Here is a 21037-nt window from a genome sequence, read left to right as displayed (position 1 = left end):
TTAGTGATTTATGAAACCATATGCAAAAATCGTTCCTAATCTAAAAGTACTGTCAGCTAATTGACAAAAAAATATTGAAAAAGAAAAGCTAATTTATGCTTTATTTATTAACCATTATAGCGGTTTATTTTGTTAATAAATCATTAAAATATGTTCTCTTAAAAGACAATTAAAAATTCAGAAATCCGTATATTAGCACGTTTTGAAAATAAAATAAAATAAATTAATACAGAAATACTTATGTCTGACGGAGAAAAGTTAATTCCAATTAACATTGAAGACGAAATGAAATCAGCTTACATCGATTATTCGATGTCAGTTATTGTATCGCGTGCCTTACCTGACGTGAGAGATGGTTTAAAGCCTGTTCACAGAAGAGTTCTGTTTGGTATGCATGAATTAGGAGTTTATTCAAATAAAGCGCATAAAAAATCAGCGAGAATTGTCGGTGAAGTATTAGGTAAGTATCATCCGCACGGTGATACTTCGGTTTATGATGCGATGGTTCGTATGGCTCAGGAATGGAGTTTACGTTATCTTCTTGTAGACGGTCAGGGTAACTTTGGTTCTGTCGATGGAGATAGTCCTGCGGCAATGCGTTATACAGAAGCAAGAATGAAAAAAATGTCAGAAGAAATTCTGGCAGATATTGAGAAAGAAACGGTTGACTTCCAATTAAACTTTGATGATACCCTTCAAGAGCCTAAAGTAATGCCAACACGTGTTCCTAATCTTTTGATTAATGGAGCTTCCGGTATTGCAGTAGGTATGGCTACTAATATGGCACCTCATAATTTAACGGAAGTTATCGATGGAACATTGGCTTACATTGATAATAACGATATTGAAATTGATGAATTAATTACACATATTAAAGCTCCGGATTTTCCAACGGGAGGTGTAATTTATGGTATGGATGGTGTTCGTGAGGCTTTTAAAACCGGTCGTGGTCGTGTTGTAATGCGCGCTAAAGTCGGTTTTGAAGAAGTAGAAGGACGTGAATCTATTATTGTTACCGAAATTCCTTATCAAGTGAATAAGGCTAATATGATTAAACATACAGCCGATTTAGTTAATGAGAAAAAAATTGAAGGTATTGCCAATATCCGTGACGAATCGGATAGAAATGGTATGCGTATCGTTTATATTTTAAAACGTGATGCAGTTCCAAATGTGGTTTTAAATACTTTATATAAGTATACACAATTACAATCGTCTTTCAGCGTTAATAACATTGCATTAGTGAAAGGACGTCCTCAAATGCTGAATCTTAAAGATTTGATTCATTATTTTGTAGAACACCGTCATGATGTTGTAACGCGCAGAGCGCAGTTTGATTTGCGTAAAGCCGAAGAAAGAGCTCATATTTTAGAAGGTTTAATTATTGCTTCGGATAATATTGACGAAGTGATTCAATTGATCAGAGCTTCTAAAAATGCGGATGAAGCCAGAGAAAAATTAATCGAACGTTTCAAATTATCTGAGATTCAGGCTAAAGCAATTGTTGAAATGCGTCTTCGTCAGTTAACCGGACTGGAGCAGGACAAATTGCGTGCTGAGTACGAAGAAATCATGAAATTGATTAATTATTTGAAAGAATTGTTAGCAAGCAAAGAAATGAGAATGCAGGTGATTAAGGATGAGTTAGCTGAAATTAAAGATAAATACGGAGATGCTCGTCGTTCTACAATTGAATATGCCGGAGGAGATGTAAGTATTGAAGATTTAATTGCTGATGAGCAAGTAGTTATCACAATTTCGCATGCTGGTTATATTAAACGTACTTCTTTATCTGAATATAAAACTCAAAATAGAGGAGGAGTTGGTCAAAAATCTGCAGGAACAAGAGATCAGGACTTCCTAGAACACATGTTTGTGGCCACAAATCATCAATATATGATGTTTTTCACTCAGAAAGGAAAATGCTTCTGGATGCGTGTTTACGAAATACCGGAAGGATCGAAAACAGCAAAAGGAAGAGCCATCCAAAATCTTGTGAATATTGAGAATGATGATAAAGTGAAAGCATTTATATGTACTCAGGATTTAAAAGATCAGGAATACATTAATAGTCACTATTTAATTATGGTTACTAAAAAAGGCCAGGTTAAGAAGTCATCATTGGAATTGTATTCTCGTCCAAGAGTAAATGGTGTTGCTGCTATAACAATTAAGGAAGATGATGAATTACTGGAAGCAAAATTAACAAATGGCGAGAGTCAGGTGTTGGTTGCTGTAAAATCAGGAAAACTGGTTCGTTTTGAAGAAGGTAAAACACGTCCGATGGGAAGAACAGCTTCTGGAGTTCGTGGAATTACACTAGCCGATGAGAACGACGAAGTAATTGGCATGGTTTCTGTTAACGATATGGAAAGCGAAATTTTGGTTGTTTCTGAAAAAGGATATGGAAAACGTTCTTCATTAGACGATTATCGTATCACGAATCGTGGTGGAAAAGGAGTTAAAACCTTGAATATTACAGAGAAAACAGGTGCTTTGGTTTCGATAAACAATGTTACTGATGCCGATGATTTAATGATTATTAACAAATCAGGTTTAACTATCCGCATGATGGTTTCTGATTTAAGAGTCATGGGTCGTGCAACGCAAGGAGTCCGTTTAATTAACATTAAAGGAAACGATTCAATTGCGGCTGTTGCCAAAGTATTACGTGAAGACGAAGCAGAAGATGAGGAACTTACTGAAGGAATCTCAGATGACGAATCTGGTAACGATGTTTCAGACGATATTTCCGAAGAAACTGAAACTCAAGAATAATTAAATTATAAATACCTACATATGAAAATTAAAAATTTAGTAATAGCTACTTCATTAATTTTTTCTGTGTCTACATTTGCGCAGAAGGATGAATTAAAAACAGCTGAAAAAGCCTTGAAATCTGGAAATCCAGCAGAAGCAAAAACAGCTTTGACCCAAGCAGAGTCATTAATAGCAAATGCAGATGATTCTCAAAAAGCCCAATTCTATTTCTTAAAAGGAAATACCTATTTTGATCTTGCTAAGAAAAAAGTAGACGAAGATAAAAATCTGGAAGAAGCTGTTAAAGCATTCAATATGTTGCTTGAAACTGAAAGAAAATCTGGAAAATCTAAATATTCTTCTCAAGCACAGACTTCTTTAAATGAAGTTAAAAGAGAACTAACCAATAGTGCTATTGCTGACAGTAACAGCAAAAAGTTCAAAGAAAGTGCTCTTAAATTGTATCAGGTTTATCAATTAGATAAAAAAGATTCAATTATGTTGTATTATGCTGCAAGTACTGCAATTAACGCACAGGATTTTGATTTGGCTTTAGACTATTATAACAAACTGAAAGAAATTAATTATTCAGGAAAAGGGATTAATTATTCAGCAAAAAGTAAACTTAGCGATAAAGACGAAACGTTTAATTCTAAAAAAGAAAGAGACGATGCTGTAAGAATCGGAACACATACTGATCCTAAAGTGGAAGAAGTTCCGTCAAAAAGAGGGGAAATTTATAAAAACATCTCTTTAATATACATTCAGAAAAACGATGTTCCATCGGCTAAAAAAGCAATTGTTGACGCAAGAAAGACTAACCCTGAGGATGTTTCTTTAATTGTTTCTGAAGCAGATTTGTATCTTAAAACGAATGATTTTGATACCTATAAAAAACTGATTACTGAAGTAATTGCCAAAAATCCAAAGGATGCAGATTTGTTTTATAATTTGGCTGTTATTTCTTCACAGTCTAAAGATGATAATGCAAAAGCTGAAGCTGAAAAAAATTATATAAAGGCGATAGAAATTGATCCTAAATATAAAAATGCATACATCAATCTGGCAATTTTAAAACTTTCAGGAGAAAAAGAACTTGTTGATCAAATGAATAAATTAGGAACTTCGCCTGCGGATAATAAAAAATACGATGTTTTGAAAGCAAAGCGTGAAGCATTATATAAATCAGCATTACCTTATTTAGAAAAAGCAGACGAGCTTTTTGCTGGTGATAAAGATATTAAATCAACTTTGCTAAATGTTTACAATGCTTTGGATATGACTGAAAAGTACAAAGCACTTAAAGCAAGAAATTAATTTTCTACAGAATTTATAAGTAAAAAAAACGTTCGCTAATTGCGAACGTTTTTTTTATATAATCTTTTTAATAACTCTTAATTTATGAGTATGCCTGTTGAGTTCGGCATTATAAATTCCCAGATGGTCTAATCTGTCAATTCGTACTTTACCACTGGCATGAATAATATAATTATCATCCATGATGATTCCAACATGAATAATATTTCCTTCTTCATTGTCAAAAAAAGCTAAATCTCCAGGTTCGCTTTCTTCAATAAAACTCAAAGCTTCCCCTTGATTTGCTTGCTGTGAGGCATCACGCAAAAGTTTATAACCATTGAGCTTATAAACCATTTGGGTAAAACCGGAACAATCAATACCGAAAGGAGTTTTCCCGCCCCACAAATAAGGAGCATGCATATACATAAATGCTGTATTTATGAGATTTGCCTTTGGTTTTATTCCACTTGTTTTCAATCCTTCAAACGAAAAATTACCAGTATTAATGGAGTCATTATTCAAAAATGATAATGAAGCTCCCAGCGGAATAGGCATTAATAAATTATTTGGAGAAGTAATATATTCAATCAAATCGTTATTCAAGACAATACTGTCTTTCGACAACTGCTGAAATTGATTTTCAGTAATTTCCTGAAATTGTTTACTATCAATCCAACCCTCGTACTCATCATAAGCCAATTGAATTCTGGACCATTTTGGATTGTGTTCTAAAACGGTAAAATGCTCACCAAACAAGACTTGCGAAACTAACTCGCTTCGGTCACTTGGTTCTAATCGCAAAGGAATATTGGCTAAATTACAAACTCCGAACATTCAGATTATTTTAAATTTTGAATGATGAGTTTTGAACTGATTAAAATTCAAAACCCATCATTTTTATTTCTATTTGAAGCTATTCCTGCTTTACACTTCAATCTTTTTATTTTTAAGAAAAAATAAAAAGGATTTTCGTTGCAATCAGGGCTAAGGGTATTCCGGTAAAATTAGGCTCTTTCAATAACAATTGCCGAAGCGCCACCACCACCATTACAAATAGCAGCTGCACCAATTTTAGCATTGTTTTGTTCAAGAACACTCATTAAAGTTACAATAATTCTGGCTCCTGAGCAACCCAGAGGATGTCCTAATGAAACGGCACCTCCATTTACGTTCACTTTATTGTTATCTAAACCTAAAATTTGAGCATTAGCCAATCCAACAACGGAAAAAGCCTCATTAAATTCAAAGAAATCTACATCAGAAGTCGATAAACCAGCTTTCTTTAGCGCAATTGGCAATGCTTTAGCAGGAGTCGTTGTAAACCATTTTGGTTCTTGTGCTGCATCAGCATACCCTTTAATGTAAGCAAGAGGCTTAAAACCCATCTCTAAAGCTTTTTCTTCGCTCATTAATACCAAAGCCGCAGCTCCATCATTAATAGTAGAAGCATTCGCTGCTGTAACCGTTCCGTCTTTTGTAAAAACAGGATTTAATGTTGGAATCCTGTCTAATTTCACATTAGTGTATTCTTCATCTTTAGAAACAACAATCGGATCTCCTTTTCTTTGTGGTATAGTTACAGGAACGATTTCGTTATCAAATTTACCTGCTTCCCAAGCTTTGGCAGAACGCTCGTACGATTGAATAGCAAAATTATCCTGATCTTCTCTTGTGATTTTATATTCTGTTGCGCATAAATCAGCACAAACTCCCATAGCATTGTTATCGTAAGCATCGGTTAAACCGTCTTTTTGCATTCCGTCAACCATAGTTGTCGGACCAAATTTAACTCCGTTTCTTAAATGTACATAGTGAGGAATCATACTCATGTTTTCCATTCCGCCGGCAACAACAATTTCAGCGTCACCACACATAATAGCTTGAGCTCCCATCATTACTGATTTCATTCCTGAAGCACAGACTTTATTTACTGTTGTACAGGCAACCTCATTTGAAAGGCCTGCAAAAATAGCTGCTTGTCTGGCAGGAGCTTGTCCAACACCAGCCTGAACTACATTACCCATAAAAACTTCATTAACTAAAGCTGGGTCCAGATTTATCTTACTAATTGCTCCTTTTATAGCGATTGCGCCTAATTGCGGTGCAGGAACACTGGATAATGCTCCCATAAAGCTTCCTATTGGTGTACGTACAGCCGATACGATAACAACTTTTTTCATTTTGAATGATTTTCTAAAATTATTTTTTTGCGAATTTACTAATTTTAGGGAGAATTCAAATGGGTAGATTGACATTATTTAACCGTAATTTGAAATTAATTTATCATTTATTCTAAAAATAATTTTGTTGTATAATGTTGATTTTTAACACTTTTAAAAATTATATCAAAATTTACCTAAAAAAGTGGAAAAAAAAGTTGGTAGTATAGGTTTCATGCCCTACATTTGCAACCGCAAAAAAGGGTAAGTCCTTACGTAAAAGGAGAGGTGCCAGAGTGGTAATGGAGCAGATTGCTAATCTGTCGACTGGTAACGGTCGCCAGGGTTCGAGTCCCTGTCTCTCCGCTTTTTTTGTCTCGGGGTGTAGCGTAGCCCGGTTATCGCGCCTGCTTTGGGAGCAGGAGGCCGCAGGTTCGAATCCTGCCACCCCGACAATTTTTTTTAAATTGTCGTATTAGGTCCAATAGCTCAGCTGGATAGAGCAACTGCCTTCTAAGCAGTAGGTCTCAGGTTCGAATCCTGATTGGATCACAAAAAGCTTCACATTTAGTGAAGCTTTTTTTGTTTTTATTAATAGCTGGAAAACTTCAGTTAATTGTATGTTTTTGTATTTTGAAACACGACTTATTTTCAATATCCTTTCATTTGAGTTATTCAAATACGACTTGTCTTAAAACTTTTATATTTTGTACCTTTCCTGAAATATAATTGCCGCCAAATGAATTTAAAACTTTCTATTTTATTCTTTTTTATATTAAATAGCATCTTCGCTTTTACATCAATTGATTTGAGGATAGCGCAAAATAAAATTCTTCTAACAGAAAAAGACACTATTGAAATCAGCGATACCAGCTTTGTAAATATTAATGACTACAGTTCTGATTTTATCTTAGACATGAAATATGCTTCTGAGGATAATTTTCTGAAAACAAAAGTTTACGATTGTCCTTCCTGTTATTTAAGATTGAAAACGGTGAAAGCTTTAATAGATGCAAATAAAAAATTCAATAAAAAAGGATATAGAATAAAAATATTTGATTGTTACAGACCTCTCGACGTGCAAAAGAAAATGTGGAGTATCATTCCTGATGTAAATTATGTGGCAAATCCTTCCAGAGGTTCCATACATAACAGAGGTGGAGCTGTTGATATTACCCTTGTAGATGAAAACGGACAAGAATTGAATATGGGAACTCCATTTGATTTTTTTGGACCTGAATCAAGCCATGATTATGGCAATTTGCCGGAAGATGTCCTTAAGAACAGAAAACTGCTTAGAAAAATTATGCGTAGGTTCAATTTTGAATCGTATGATTCAGAATGGTGGCATTATAATTTAGTCGGCTCCAGAAAAGACAAATTATCAAATTTCACATGGAAATGTGATTAATTGGAAATGCAGGAATAATTATCAATAAAGAAATTTTCGGGTTCAAAGATTCCTTGAATTTTTTCAGCTCGAAGCTCTTTTGGTAAAACATAATCAATAGATTCTGAAGCATATTTTATCCGCATTAGGCTTATCGGGAATTTTTTCAAGTCCTCATAATCGTCTTTTTTAAACAAAAAATGAGCATTCAATAAGCGGTTGTTTAACTTTTCGGTTTCATTATAAATTAAATTATCGCATTCGTTTTCTGTTGAATTAAGCAGTGTAAATATTTTACCGTTAGATAATTGGAAGTAAATTCTGGAGTTTTTGTCAATGCATTTTGGAGTTATAAAATCAGAGCTTTTTTGGATAACCTGCAGATTTAAAACAGGCATTCCGTCATTTGAAATTAAGGATAAAAATATAAGTTGCGATGAGTTTCCAAATACTCTCTCATAAACCAAACAACTTTTTGTTTCTTTCAGAGTTCCTAATGTATCCGTTACATTTACAACGTATTCACAGGGTTTTTGAGCAAAAGTCAAAGTTTGAAACGATAAAAAAAGAAATAGTATTGTAATTCTCATGGTTCTTAAATTTTGGCGCAAATTAAAACAATTTTATTGTTATTTACATCCGTTGTTAAAAAAGTATAGCTATCACCACCATCTTTTATTTTGTATTTTTTTCGGATATTTTCCACAGTTTCAGGAAAATTCCTCGTGGTAATATTCGCTTTTGTATCCTGCAGGTTTTCTTTCATGTTTTTCTTTGTAAATTCAAATGAGTTTACAATTTTAAAAACCCGCCCGGGAAAATCGATTATTTCGTCAGATGTGTATAAATGGGAATGCTGATGCAGTTTTTCCAACATAAATGCCCTGGAGATCAAATCGAAAGCTCCCGATTTTAAAATAGCACTATTGGGCTCGTAAATGTATTTTTTTGGAAGTGAATAAGAGGGATTCTTAGGCTTTGAATTCAAATCGAATTCAAATTTCTCTTTTTTAGTTTTCCCAAAATTAATAGTTTTTATTGAAATAGCACCCACATAATCCTTTTTAATTTCCCAAAGCAATTCTTTTACTTCATTATTTAGAGCTACAATATGTATTTTTTTTACATTTCTTAATTCTGTTAAACCAGCTGTAATATCAAGTATTGGGGCTGTTTTGATAAGAATTCTTTTTGAAAAAGTGAAATAGTATTCTAGATTTTCGGGGACATTTGGTAAGCAATCCTGAAGCATAAAAACCTTACCTTTTGCATCACTTCTTCTAGAAGGGTCGATATAAATCCAATCAAATTGACGATTTAAATTTTCTAATGTTTTAAAACTGTCACCTTGTATACAAGTGATATTTTTGCAGTTTAAAATTTTAAAATTATGACTGACAATTTCAGAGAGTTCGGGTTTTAATTCACAATGTATAACGTCGTCTATTTTTTTTGAAAAATAATAATCATCAATACCGAAGCCTCCTGTTAAGTCAATCATGCTTTCCCCTGAAAGAATAGTCGTTTTATAGTCAGCAGTAACTTCTGAAGATGTTTGTTCAATGGAAATTTTGCTCGGGTAAATTATTCCCTCATTGGAAAACCAAGTAGGAAGTTTTTCTTTGGCTTTGCTTTTTGAAGCAATTTGATTTAAAATCTCGTTCCAGGGAATTTCAGGGAAAGGATTTTTTAATAAAGCTACTTTTGTAAAATTTATTTCCAAAGAGTTATTTATAAAATCCTGAACATCAGCATTTAATATTTCTGAATTCAAAGCTAAATATCTTTAGTTAACAATTGGACTATTTTATTTTCAGGTAGAAATTCTTTGCCTACAACCTTTAGAACGGTATAGACTGGAACAGCAAAAATCATCCCTATAATTCCGAATAAATACCCGCCAATTAGGATGATAAGAAAAATCTCCAGCGGATGTGATTTTACGCTATTCGAGAAAATTATTGGCTGACTCAAATTATTGTCAATTAACTGAACAACAAAAAAGCCAATCAATACATAAACTGTTGTTGGTAAGGTTTCGGAAACAAAATCACTTCCAAGATTGCTAATCATGGTTAAAATTACTGCCAGGCAGGTTCCTATTAACGGGCCAACATAAGGTATTATATTTAGGAGTGCACATAAAAAAGCAATAATAAAGGCGTTTTGCACTCCAAAAATCAATAAAACAATCAGATATAAGATAAAAACAATAAGCAATTGTAATAAGATGCCAATAAAATAGCGGGATAACAAATGGTTTGTTTTGTCAATTGAAGCCAGAATTTTGTCTTCATGTTCGTCAGGTAAAATCCACTTAAAAACAGTATTGAATTTTCTTTTGTCTTTCAGTAAAAAGAAAGTGATAAAAAATACCGAAACGATTCCAACGCCAAGACTGCTTAAGGTGCTTAAAAAAGAATTAAAAAAAGCGGTAATCATATTCACAGCTGATTTGGAATTAAGTCCTGATTTTTCATAAATCTGCTGTATATCAATTTGATGAGTGCTTAGGTAATCGTTTAATTTCAGTACCAATGAATTGTAGTCTTCTTCCATTTTTACTGTATTAAGCAATGAAAGATTTTCTCCTTGCGAAATTAAGAGAGGAACAAAAAGCAAAATAAAACCAATAATCAAAAGTGAAAATAAAAATAGAGCCATCAGGGACGCCGTCGTATTTTTAAATTTTAAACGGGATTTCAAAAACCGGACAATAGGGCCGCCTATCAGTGAAAGCACTAAAGCGACAATAATATAGGTAATCACTGTTCGAATTTGATAAATAAAAGATAAAATCAAAGCTATTCCTGTTAAAACCAGAACAGCCCGAACTATTCCATTTGCAATTATTTTTGAAGTCATTTTCGAGTATTTTAGAACGAATATAATAAAAAAACTCGCTACTAGAGCGAGTTTTAAGGGTAACTTAATTTTTTAATTATCTGAAAGAAGCTCTAGAACCACCAACAGCAAATATTGCGTTCATTCTAGTTTTTTGTCCGTTAGAGAACATGTACATACCTCTATCATCAGTATAATCCATATAGTTCATATACATTTCAAGTGGAGTTCCTGAACAAGTACTTCTGTGACCAACAGCTGGAACACCGTAGTTTGCAGTGTTGTGAACCGGAGTATCAGATACTTGGTCGTTTCCGCAAGTTGCATCACCCCAGATATGACGTAAGTTCATCCAGTGTCCAACTTCGTGAGTGGCAGTTCTTCCTAAGTTAAACGGATAAGTTGCAGTTCCTGTATTTCCTAAATATTTAGAATCAATAACAACTCCGTCAGTAGAGGAAGAACCTCCAGGGAATTGTGCATAACCTAAAATTCCACCACCAATTGTACAAACCCAAAGGTTTAATTTAGTTGTTGGAGAAACGGCAGCCATACCGCCACCAGAAGTTTTCTTCATTGCATCGTTTGTTCCCCAAGACGATTTTGTAGTTGATTTTCTGATTACCTGATCTAATACAAAATTAATTCCAACATTCGCTCTTACAGATGAATAAGGGTTATTAGGTGTATTATAATCAGAATTTAATGCATTAAAGTCTTTGTTTAATACATCAATTTGTGATTGAATTTGTGCAAGTGAAATATTTTCAGCAGCAGTTCTGTATAATACGTTTACAACAACAGGGATTTCCATTTTACCGTTTACAATACGACCAGATGCGATAGCATTGTTTGTAAAATCTTCAATTTCAGCCATTTTTTTAGCTAACCCCGGGTTTTCTTTAAGTTGTCTTTCTAAAACTTCTTGTGAAGCACAAAATCTGCCAGCTTTAGCTGATGACATTTCTGGTTGAACATCAGTTGTGTCGTCTTTTTGACAAGAAAACATAAAAAATACTACTGAAACAGACAATAAGATTTTTTTCATAATTTGTTTGGTTTAATTAATAATTTATTAGTTTTTTATTTAATTGTTTGGCAATACTATAAAAATTATTATAATTAACAAAATTATTAACTAAAAAAATTAACAAATTAAAAAGACGCTACTTTGTTAATAACTTATTGAATACAAACACAATAGGGGGAGTGGAATTTAATTTTTGAAAATGTAGCTGATGATATTTGCGCCCATCTTTAAGGCGTTCTCTCTTACGTTTTGCGGGTCATTGTGGACTTCAGGATTTTCCCATCCGTCACCTAAATCGCATTCATAAGTATAAAGTAATGCTAATTTATTGTTAATAAATATCCCAAATGCCTGTGCTCTTTTTCCATCATGCTCATGAATTTTAGGCAGTCCGTTTGGAAAAGAGAAGGGTTTTTGGAAAATTTCATGTGAAGAAGGCAATTCTACCAGATTATCATTAGGAAAGAGTTTGTTGATTTCTTTTCTAATATATTGATCCATACCGTAGTTATCATCAATATGTAAAAATCCGCCTGAATATAAATAATTTTGAAGATTTTGTATTTCCAAATCATTAAATATCACATTACCATGACCAGTCATGTGTATAAAAGGGTAGGAAAATATATCTGGGCTTCCCGGAGAAACAGTTACCGGTTTAGGATTTATCCTTGTATTGACATTTTGATTGCAGAATCTTATTAAATTAGGTAAAGCTGTTGGATTTGCATACCAGTCGCCTCCGCCTGAATATTTTAAAAGGGCAATTTCCTGAGAGAAAGCCAATGTTGAAGTAAAAAATAAAAGATATACTATTTTTTTCATTTTGAAACCTTGAATGCCTGATATGGCTTGTTACGGGTTATTCATTTGCAAAAACCACACTATGGCAAGCTACTACTGCGGCAGTTTCTGTGCGTAAACGAGTGTTTCCCAAAGATACCGGAATATAATTATTACCCAATGCTAATTGAATTTCTTTTTCGGAAAAATCACCTTCCGGACCAATCAGAATGGTGTGCTTTTCTTTTGGTTTGATGGATTCTTTTAATAGTTTTTTATCTGTTTCTTCGCAATGTGCAATGTATAAGTTGCCGGTATGCTCCTGATTGATAAAATCTTTAAATGAAACGGGTTCGTTTAGTTTTGGCAAATAAAATTGCAAAGACTGTTTCATCGCTGATTGAATAATTTTATCAAAACGTTCGGTTTTAATCACTTTTCTTTCCGAATGATCACATATAATAGGAGTGATTTCGTGAATTCCAATTTCAGTGGCTTTTTCCAAAAACCATTCAAAACGATCATTCATTTTAGTCGGAGCAACAGCCAAGTGAAGGTAAAAACCGGTCGGTTCGGAAGTCTTTACTTCAATGATTTTTACGGTACATTTTCTGTCGGAAGCCAATATGATTTCAGTGGAAAATAAATTACCTAAACCATTAGTCACATGCAATATATCACCTTCTTTTTTGCGTAATACTTTAACTATATGTTTACTTTCTTCTTTGTCAAAAGAAAATTCTTTAGCGTCTGAATAGATATCAGGAGTGTAGAATAATTGCATGTTAAAATTCAATTCTTGCTTTAGATACTACAGTAGCATCGTTAAATATTTTTTCTAAATACTTGTGATATCCAACAATTCCAATCATCGCAGCGTTATCTGTTGTGTATTCAAACTTAGGAATAAAGGTTTTCCATCCGTATTTTTTCTCACCTTCCTTTAATGTATTTCTAATTCCGGAATTGGCAGAAACTCCGCCACCAATTGCAATTTGTCTGATCCCTGTTTCAGCAACGGCCAATTTTAATTTTTCCATTAATATCTGGATAATCGTATATTGAATGGAAGCACAGATGTCATTTAAATTCTCTTGGATAAAGTTTGGATTTTCTTTTACATTTTTCTGTATAAAATATAAAATTTGCGTTTTTAATCCGCTGAAGCTGAAATTTAGTCCTTCTACCTTTGGTTTTGTAAACTGAAACGCTTTGGGATTTCCTAATTGAGCGTATTTATCAACCAGCGGGCCTCCAGGATAGGGCAGTCCCAATATTTTTGCACTTTTGTCGAAAGCTTCTCCAACAGCATCATCAGTGGTTTCTCCAATGATTTCCATACTAAAAAAGCTATTCACTTTAACAATTTGAGTATGTCCGCCCGAAATAGTCATTGCCAGAAATGGAAATTCAGGCTTATCAAAACCTTCTTCATCAATAAAATGAGCAAGGATATGTGCATGCATATGATTTACTGCCATTAAGGGTATATTCAGTGATATTGCCATTGATTTGGCAAAGGAACTTCCCACCAAAAGTGAGCCCATTAATCCCGGACCTTGTGTAAAAGCTATGCCGGAAAGCTGCGATTTATCAATATTTGCTTTTTTTAATGCAATGTCAATAACCGGAACTATATTTTGCTGATGTGCACGTGAAGCTAATTCCGGTACAACTCCTCCATATTGCTCATGTATAGCTTGTTGCGCGACAACATTTGACAAAACTTTACTGTTTTGTAAAACGGCAGCTGCTGTATCATCACATGAACTTTCGATAGCCAGAATAAAAATTGGTTTTTGATGCATAAAAGGCACGGAATTTGCGTTATATTTGATAAACCGATTAAAAATATTTAATTTTACATCGAAGCCCAAAAATAAAGATTTTTTGTCAATTGAAATCATTTTGGGGCTTTTACCTTTTGGAAAGTAATATCCTTGGAACAAAATAAAAAAAATACAGGTCTCAAAAAGTTTAAAAAAATTGCATTATATTTCCTTTTAGGACTCATTTTGCTATTGCTGACACTTGGTATTACGCTTTCATTACCTTCGGTTCAAACCAAAATTGCACAATATGTTACCGAAAAATTAAATGAAGATTTCGGTACGGATATTTCTGTTGATCAGGCTACTTTTACCATATTTGGTGGTATTAAGCTTAAAAAGGTTTTGGTCAAAGACTATAAAAAAGATACGCTTTTCCATATTAACACTCTTCAGACAAGTATTCTTGATTTTAAAAAGTTAATTGATGGTGATTTGCATTTTGGTGAAGTCCGCCTGCATGGTTTGGATTTTCACTTGGTAAATTACAAAGGAGATAAGGAGAATAATCTGGATAAATTCATTAACCTTTTTGATGATGGAAAAAAAACAGCATCGAAGAAAAAGTTTTTGCTTACGGCTAATGATATCCACGTAATTAACGGGCACTTTATTTTAATAGATGAGAATCTCAGTACTCCAAAAATCTTAGATATAAAAAAACTAAATGCACACACAAAGAGTTTTAAAATTTTCGGACCTGATGTAAAAACAGCTATCAAAGAAATGTCTTTTGTAGATCACAGAGGTTTGATTGTTGATAATCTTACTTCCGATTTCACCTATACTAAAAAGAATATTTTATTAGAAAATCTGGACCTGAAAACATCTGAATCCGATTTAAAAGGTACTATTGCATTAAACTATAAACGAGAAGATTTTTTTGATTTCAATAATAAAGTTTTATTTAACGTGAAGGTTGATAAAGCTTCTATTTCATCAAATGATCTGATTCTTTTTTATGGCGAGTTTGGAAAAAACCAAAGATTCAACTTTAGAGGTAAATTAACTGGGACGCTGAATGATTTTTCTACTAAAAACTTAAAATTAATAGATAATAATAGCTCTGAAATCATTGGAGACTTCAGGTTTAAAAATTTGTTTTCCAAAAGGAAAAATGATTTTTACATGAAAGGGAATTTTTCTAAGATTGCTTCAACATATAATGATCTGAATGCTATTTTGCCTAGGGTTTTGGGTGAAAATCTTCCAACAACGTTTAAAAAATTTGGAAAATTTACCATTTCCGGAACAACTGAAGTTACTTTAAATACCATCAAAGCTGACATTTTTTTAAATACAGCTTTGGGTAACGCTAAATCAAATTTGAGCATGACCAATATCAATAATATTGACAATGCTACTTATGTTGGAAATGTCAAACTTGAGAATTTTAATCTTGGTAAACTGTTGAGCAGAACTGATATTGGCGTCGTAAATTTGGATTTCGATGTTGATGGTAAAGGATTTACCCAAAAATACTTAAGTACAGAGCTGAAAGGAAATATACAGAGTGTTTACTATAACAATTACAATTACCGTGACATTGTAGTTGATGGAACTATGGATAAATCCATTTTTAAAGGAGAATTAGCTGTTCACGATCCAAATCTGCAAATGAGTTTTGATGGTGCTTTGGATTTAAACAACAGGGAAAATAAGTACGATTTTCATGCCAATGTAGAATATGCAAATCTGAGAAAGCTTAAATTGTATACAGCAGATTCTATTTCTGTTTTCCGTGGTGATGTTACTATGAAATTGCAAGGAAATAGTATCGATAACCTGCATGGAGAAGTGTTTATAAACCAAACATCTTATGAAAATAATAAGGATACTTATTTCTTTGATGATTTTGTGGTTAAATCCACTTTCGATGAAAATAGAGTTCGAACAATCACTATAAATTCACCGGATATTATTGAAGGTAAAGTGGAAGGGAAGTTTCAGTTCAAGCAGCTTCCAAAATTAATTGAAAATTCTCTAGGAAGTCTTTATGCCAATTATTCTCCAAATAAAGTAAGTAAAGGACAGTTTTTAAAGTTTGATTTTAATGTTTACAGCAAACTGATAGAAATATTTTTACCCGAAGTTTCTCTGGGAGAGAACACTTTCATGAAAGGCTCAATAAATTCAGACAGCAACGAGTTTAAGTTTAACTTTAAGTCACCAAGCATAACGGCATATGACAATTATTTTGACAATATTAATATTGATATTGACAATAAGAATCCTTTGTACAATGCTTTCATTGAAATGGACAGTATAAGGACAAAATATTATAAAATTTCAGATTTGAACCTGATTAACGTAACGGCTAATGATACTTTATTTTTCAGGACAGAGTTCAAAGGTGGCAAACAAGGAAAGGATTATTTCAATTTAAACTTGTATCACACCATCAATGAAGAGAATAAAAGTGTTGTGGGGATTAAAAAGTCAGAAGTCAACTTTAAAGATTACTTGTGGTTTATTAATGAGGATGAATCTAAAGACAATAAGATTGTTTTCAATAAAAAACTAACTGATTTTTCTGTCGAAAGAATCGCTATGTCCCACGAGAATCAAGTTATGGAGCTGATGGGAGTTTTGCGGGATTCAACGTATAAAGACTTGAAACTATCATTCAAGGATGTCAATCTGGATAAAATTACCCCATCCATAGACAGTTTGAAGATAAAAGGGAAAGTTAACGGAATAGTTGATTTTAAACAAAATAAATCGATTTACGAACCTTCTTCTTCTTTGGCTATAGACAGCTTGAGTATTAATGGTTTAGCTCTTGGAAAATTGGATATTGATGTAAAAGGAGATAATTCATTCAAAAACTTTAATGTACATTCTGTTTTAAGAAACGATGGATTAGAATCATTTTCAGCCGATGGAAACGTGACCGTTGAAGGTAAAACTACTCAGCTTGATTTAGATTTACGACTGGATAGTTTCAATATGGCAGTATTTAGCCCGTTGGGAGGAGATGTTATCAAAGACATTAGAGGATTTGCATCCGGATCTGCTAAATTTGAAGGAGATTTAAAAAACCCGGATATAACCGGCCGTTTGTATCTTAATAAGGCTGGGCTTAAAATACCATATTTGAACGTCGATTACAATATGGAAAACAATGCGGTGGTTGACTTGACAGAACATCAGTTTTCGTTCCGTAACATTGATTTAATCGATTCAAAATATGGAACAAAAGGAGTCTTAACCGGAGGAATCCGACATACTAAATTTGCCAATTGGTTTTTGGATTTAAACCTCTCATCAAATAGGTTTTTGGCTTTAGATACTAAAGATTCCGATGATGCGTTGTATTTTGGAACTGCTTTTATTGATGGTGAAGCCTCAATAAAAGGGCCTATAAATGATTTGGTTATTAATGTAAATGCCAAATCAGGAAAGGGGACATCTATAAAAATACCAATTAGCGATTCTGAATCAACTTCTGAAAAAGATTATATCCGATTTAAATCATCAAAAGACGTAGCTGTTGATGGTAAGAAAGCGGCAAAAGGTAAAAAATACAATGGTGTAGAACTTAAGTTTGAACTTGCGATTACTAAAGATGCTGAAATAGAAGTTCTAATTGATAGAAATGGGCATGCGCTCAAAGGTCGAGGAATGGGAGAGTTGCTTATGGAAATCAACACACTCGGTAAATTTAAGATGTGGGGAGATTTCCAGGTCTATGAAGGAGAATACAACTTCAAATATGGTGGTATCATTGACAAGAAATTTAAAGTAAAGCCGTTAGGTTTCATTTCCTGGAACGGAAATCCGTTAGACGCTACCCTGAATATGGAAGCAATTTATACGACAAAAGCAAACCCTTCTGTTTTATTGGATAATCCTTCTTTTAACAAAAAAGTAGATACCGAAGTTGTTATCAAATTAACTGATAAATTGACAAATCCAACACCGGAGATTTCTATTAATTTCCCAACATTAGGCTCTGTGCAAAAATCGGAATTGGATTATAAATTAAACGATAATGATACAAGACAAACCCAAGCCATCGCCTTGCTTTCTTCCGGAAGTTTTCTGAGTGACAAAGGAGTAGCTGAGAATGCCATAACCGGTAACTTGCTGGAAAAAGCAAATAGTTTGTTTGATGATATTTTTTCCAGTGAAGATGATAAGTTTAAATTATCACCTTATTATGAACAAAGTGACAGAAGAAGTGCAGAATTACAGGCTGATAGTAAAGTAGGGGTAACAGTTTCGACTCAAATCAGTGATAAAATTACAATTAATGGTAAATTAGGAGTTCCTGTTGGAGGCTTAAATGAGTCCGTTATTGTAGGAGATGTTGAAGTACAATTAAGGTTAAATGAAGACGGCTCACTGAAGGCTAGGGTTTTTAACCGTGAAAACGATATCAGTTTTATTGGAGAAGGGGGAATTGGTTATACACAAGGACTGGGAATCTCATATGAGGTAGATTTTAATACATTCAAAGAGATGCTTAATAAAATTTTTGCTTCACAAAAGAAGAAAAAAGACAAAGACTCAAAGAAAGAAATTCCTGCTGATTCAGAATCTTTTCCTGACTATATCCATCCGACAGATAATCGACAGAAAAAACCGGCAGAAAAGCCTAAAATGCCTCAGGATATTGCTCCTGATCCTAATTAAAAAATCTTTTTTAAGAACTTAATACCTAAAATTTTTGGAATTATAACTATTTCTTATAATTTAACATTTGTTATCCTTAAAAAAGTAATTCTTTATTAAATTTACATAACTATAATTTGATTAATGTCTAAAACAATAAAAAAAATTGGAGTTTTAACCTCTGGTGGTGACTCTCCGGGTATGAATGCCGCTATTCGTTCTGTTGTCCGAACATGTGCTTTTCACAATGTCGAATGTATAGGAATATACAGGGGTTATCAGGGAATGATAGAAGGGGATTTTAAAGAAATGGGACCGCGTTCCGTAAATAATATAGTTAATAAAGGAGGAACAGTACTTAAATCGGCCAGATCAAAAGAATTTATGACTACTGAAGGCCGTCAAAAAGCATATAATCATCTTGTAAACAATGGTATTGACGCCCTTGTTGTTATTGGAGGAGACGGGACTTTTACAGGTGCCGAGATTTTTAATAACGAATTCAATTTTCCTGTAATGGGAATTCCCGGAACAATCGATAATGATATTTTTGGTACCAGTTACACGCTGGGTTACGATACAGCTTTAAATACTGTTGTGGAAGCAATTGATAAAATAAGAGATACTGCCAGTTCGCATAACAGACTGTTTTTTGTGGAAGTAATGGGACGTGATGCCGGTCATATTGCTTTGAATGCCGGTATTGGCGCTGGTGCCGAAGAAATTCTTATTCCTGAAGAAGATTTGGGCTTAGAAAGACTACTGGAATCACTTCAAAAGAGTAAAGCTTCTGGAAAATCATCCAGCATTGTTGTCATTGCCGAAGGAGACAAAATCGGGAAAAACGTATTCGAACTCAAAGATTATGTAGAAGCAAATTTACCTGAATACGATGTCCGTGTTTCTGTTTTAGGCCACATGCAACGAGGCGGATCACCTTCTTGTTTTGACAGGGTTTTAGCATCAAGATTAGGAGTAAAAGCAGTTGAATCATTGCTGGAAGGAAAATCAAATTTTATGGTTGGACTTCTTAGCGATAAAATTAGCCTGACACCTTTAGAACAAGCCATAAAAGGCCATTCTGAAATAGACCGGGAATTATTGCGGGTCTCAGATATCATGTCAACATAATGAACGTACTTTAGCCATTAGCTCAAAGTAAAATAGAACAATTAAAATAATTACAATCGGTGTAAAGTGCAAAGCTTTGTGCCTAAAGCAAAAAAAATGAAAGTAAAATTAGGAATTAATGGTTTCGGGAGAATTGGAAGAATCGTATTTAGAGAAACCTTCAATAGAGACAATGTAGAGGTAGTAGCCATCAATGATTTATTAGATGTTGAGCATTTAGCATATTTATTAAAATACGATTCGGTTCACGGGCGTTTTAACGGAAGTGTAGAAGTAAAAGACGGAAAGCTTATCGTAAACGGTAAGCAAATCAGAGTTACTGCCGAAAAAGATCCTTCCACACTAAAATGGGATGAAGCAGGTGTAGATATCGTAGCCGAGTGCACCGGAATTTTTACCACATTAGAAACCGCTCAGGCTCATATAAAAGGCGGTGCAAAAAAAGTCGTGATTTCGGCACCATCTTCTGATGCACCTATGTATGTAATGGGCGTAAATCATGAGAAAGCAACCGCTGCAGACAATATTGTTTCAAACGCCTCATGTACTACAAATTGCCTGGCGCCTTTAGCAAAAGTCATCAATGACAATTTCGGAATTGTAGAAGGCTTAATGACCACTATTCATGCTACAACAGCAACACAATTAACCGTTGACGGACCATCAAAAAGAGATTTCCGAGGCGGACGTGCCGCTTTATTAAACGTTATTCCGGCTTCAACAGGCGCAGCAAAGGCAGTAGGGAAGGTGATTCCGGAACTTAACGGAAAATTAACCGGAATGTCAATGCGTGTGCCGGTTGCAGATGTTTCCGTAGTCGATTTAACGGTAAAATTAGCCAAAGAAACAAGTTATGAAGAGATCATGAGTGTCTTAAAAAATGCCTCAGAAACAACCATGAAAGGCATCCTTGGTTTTACCGAAGATGACGTTGTTTCACAGGATTTTATCGGCGAAACCCTAACTTCGATTGTAGATGCAAAAGCAGGAATCGGGCTCAATTCGACTTTTTTCAAAATTGTTTCCTGGTACGACAACGAATACGGTTATTCCAGTAAATTAATTGATTTATCTGTGCATATTGCCGGATTAAAATAACCTTCCAAATGAAAAATTATCCCGTATTATTGCGGGATTTTTTATTTATATTTGGAGCCATTTCCCGCTTTCGCCTTTATCTTTTTAAATTTAGGAT

The 21037-nt window shown here is 33.8% G+C and carries 15 protein-coding genes and 3 tRNA genes; 9 read left to right on the top strand and 9 right to left on the bottom strand.

The window, feature by feature from the left end; genetic code table 11:
* Window positions 1–240: 240 nt before the first annotated feature.
* Both gyrA and ACRDEC_RS07495 read left to right on the top strand, forming a co-directional pair.
* Window positions 241–2778: a DNA gyrase subunit A gene (gene gyrA, locus ACRDEC_RS07500; RefSeq protein WP_431497717.1), complete on the top strand. Its 2538-nt coding sequence runs from the start codon at window positions 241–243 to the stop codon at window positions 2776–2778.
* A gap of 21 nt (window positions 2779–2799) precedes the next feature.
* Window positions 2800–4077 carry a tetratricopeptide repeat protein gene (locus tag ACRDEC_RS07495; protein WP_431497716.1) on the top strand — a complete coding sequence of 426 codons (1278 nt, stop codon included), beginning with the start codon at window positions 2800–2802 and terminating at the stop codon, window positions 4075–4077.
* Window positions 4078–4131: 54 nt separating this feature from the next.
* On the opposite strand, the gene ACRDEC_RS07490 is transcribed toward ACRDEC_RS07495, so the two are convergent.
* Together ACRDEC_RS07490 and ACRDEC_RS07485 are read right to left on the bottom strand one after the other, a co-directional pair.
* A complete protein-coding gene (locus ACRDEC_RS07490) occupies window positions 4132–4893 on the bottom strand; it encodes an NlpC/P60 family protein (RefSeq protein WP_431497715.1) in 762 nt (253 codons plus the stop codon).
* A 170-nt stretch (window positions 4894–5063) separates the two neighbouring features.
* The gene (locus ACRDEC_RS07485; protein ID WP_431497714.1) at window positions 5064–6239 is read right to left on the bottom strand and encodes an acetyl-CoA C-acyltransferase; all 1176 of its coding nucleotides are present in this window, start codon (window positions 6237–6239) and stop codon (window positions 5064–5066) included.
* A 261-nt stretch (window positions 6240–6500) separates the two neighbouring features.
* Here ACRDEC_RS07485 and ACRDEC_RS07480 point away from each other — a divergent pair.
* From ACRDEC_RS07480 to ACRDEC_RS07465, 4 genes are all read left to right on the top strand, one after another.
* Window positions 6501–6584, top strand: a tRNA-Ser gene (locus ACRDEC_RS07480).
* Between the two features lie 12 nt (window positions 6585–6596).
* Window positions 6597–6671: transfer RNA gene (locus ACRDEC_RS07475), tRNA-Pro, on the top strand.
* A 25-nt stretch (window positions 6672–6696) separates the two neighbouring features.
* Window positions 6697–6770, top strand: a tRNA-Arg gene (locus ACRDEC_RS07470).
* A 187-nt stretch (window positions 6771–6957) separates the two neighbouring features.
* The gene (locus tag ACRDEC_RS07465) at window positions 6958–7629 is read left to right on the top strand and encodes a M15 family metallopeptidase (protein WP_431497713.1); all 672 of its coding nucleotides are present in this window, start codon (window positions 6958–6960) and stop codon (window positions 7627–7629) included.
* Here ACRDEC_RS07465 and ACRDEC_RS07460 read toward each other — a convergent pair.
* From ACRDEC_RS07460 to tsaD, 7 genes are all read right to left on the bottom strand, one after another.
* Window positions 7626–8198 (bottom strand): hypothetical protein, encoded by a 573-nt coding sequence (locus ACRDEC_RS07460; RefSeq protein WP_431497712.1) that lies wholly within the window; start codon window positions 8196–8198, stop codon window positions 7626–7628. The genes ACRDEC_RS07465 and ACRDEC_RS07460 overlap by 4 nt on opposite strands.
* Window positions 8199–8203: 5 nt before the next feature.
* Entirely contained in the window at window positions 8204–9382 is a 1179-nt protein-coding gene (locus tag ACRDEC_RS07455) for a THUMP-like domain-containing protein (protein ID WP_431497711.1), read from the bottom strand.
* A 2-nt stretch (window positions 9383–9384) separates the two neighbouring features.
* The gene (locus tag ACRDEC_RS07450) at window positions 9385–10473 is read right to left on the bottom strand and encodes an AI-2E family transporter (RefSeq protein ID WP_431497710.1); all 1089 of its coding nucleotides are present in this window, start codon (window positions 10471–10473) and stop codon (window positions 9385–9387) included.
* A gap of 76 nt (window positions 10474–10549) precedes the next feature.
* A complete protein-coding gene (locus ACRDEC_RS07445) occupies window positions 10550–11500 on the bottom strand; it encodes a zinc metalloprotease (protein WP_431497709.1) in 951 nt (316 codons plus the stop codon).
* A gap of 168 nt (window positions 11501–11668) precedes the next feature.
* On the bottom strand, window positions 11669–12307 hold the full coding sequence (locus ACRDEC_RS07440) for a DUF4159 domain-containing protein (RefSeq protein ID WP_431497708.1): 639 nt from the start codon (window positions 12305–12307) through the stop codon (window positions 11669–11671).
* 37 nt (window positions 12308–12344) lie between these two features.
* Window positions 12345–13049 carry a 16S rRNA (uracil(1498)-N(3))-methyltransferase gene (locus ACRDEC_RS07435; RefSeq protein WP_431497707.1) on the bottom strand — a complete coding sequence of 235 codons (705 nt, stop codon included), beginning with the start codon at window positions 13047–13049 and terminating at the stop codon, window positions 12345–12347.
* A gap of 1 nt (window position 13050) precedes the next feature.
* A complete protein-coding gene (tsaD, locus tag ACRDEC_RS07430; protein ID WP_431497725.1) occupies window positions 13051–14073 on the bottom strand; it encodes a tRNA (adenosine(37)-N6)-threonylcarbamoyltransferase complex transferase subunit TsaD in 1023 nt (340 codons plus the stop codon).
* Window positions 14074–14205: 132 nt separating this feature from the next.
* Here tsaD and ACRDEC_RS07425 point away from each other — a divergent pair, with 132 nt between their 5' ends.
* The 3 genes from ACRDEC_RS07425 (at window position 14206) to gap (ending at window position 20940) form a co-directional block, all read left to right on the top strand.
* On the top strand, window positions 14206–18732 hold the full coding sequence (locus ACRDEC_RS07425; RefSeq protein WP_431497706.1) for a translocation/assembly module TamB domain-containing protein: 4527 nt from the start codon (window positions 14206–14208) through the stop codon (window positions 18730–18732).
* A gap of 123 nt (window positions 18733–18855) precedes the next feature.
* Window positions 18856–19842, top strand: a complete 987-nt coding sequence (pfkA, locus tag ACRDEC_RS07420; protein WP_431497705.1) for a 6-phosphofructokinase — start codon at window positions 18856–18858, stop codon at window positions 19840–19842.
* Between the two features lie 96 nt (window positions 19843–19938).
* Window positions 19939–20940: a type I glyceraldehyde-3-phosphate dehydrogenase gene (gene gap, locus ACRDEC_RS07415; protein WP_431497704.1), complete on the top strand. Its 1002-nt coding sequence runs from the start codon at window positions 19939–19941 to the stop codon at window positions 20938–20940.
* The last annotated feature ends 97 nt before the right edge of the window (window positions 20941–21037 follow it).

The sequence above is a fragment of the Flavobacterium sp. genome (genome assembly GCF_050696275.1).
In the GTDB taxonomy this organism is placed as follows: Bacteria; Bacteroidota; Bacteroidia; order Flavobacteriales; family Flavobacteriaceae; genus Flavobacterium.
The sequence above is the reverse complement of the archived record's forward strand: the minus strand, read 5'-3'. Positions and strand labels throughout refer to the sequence as shown.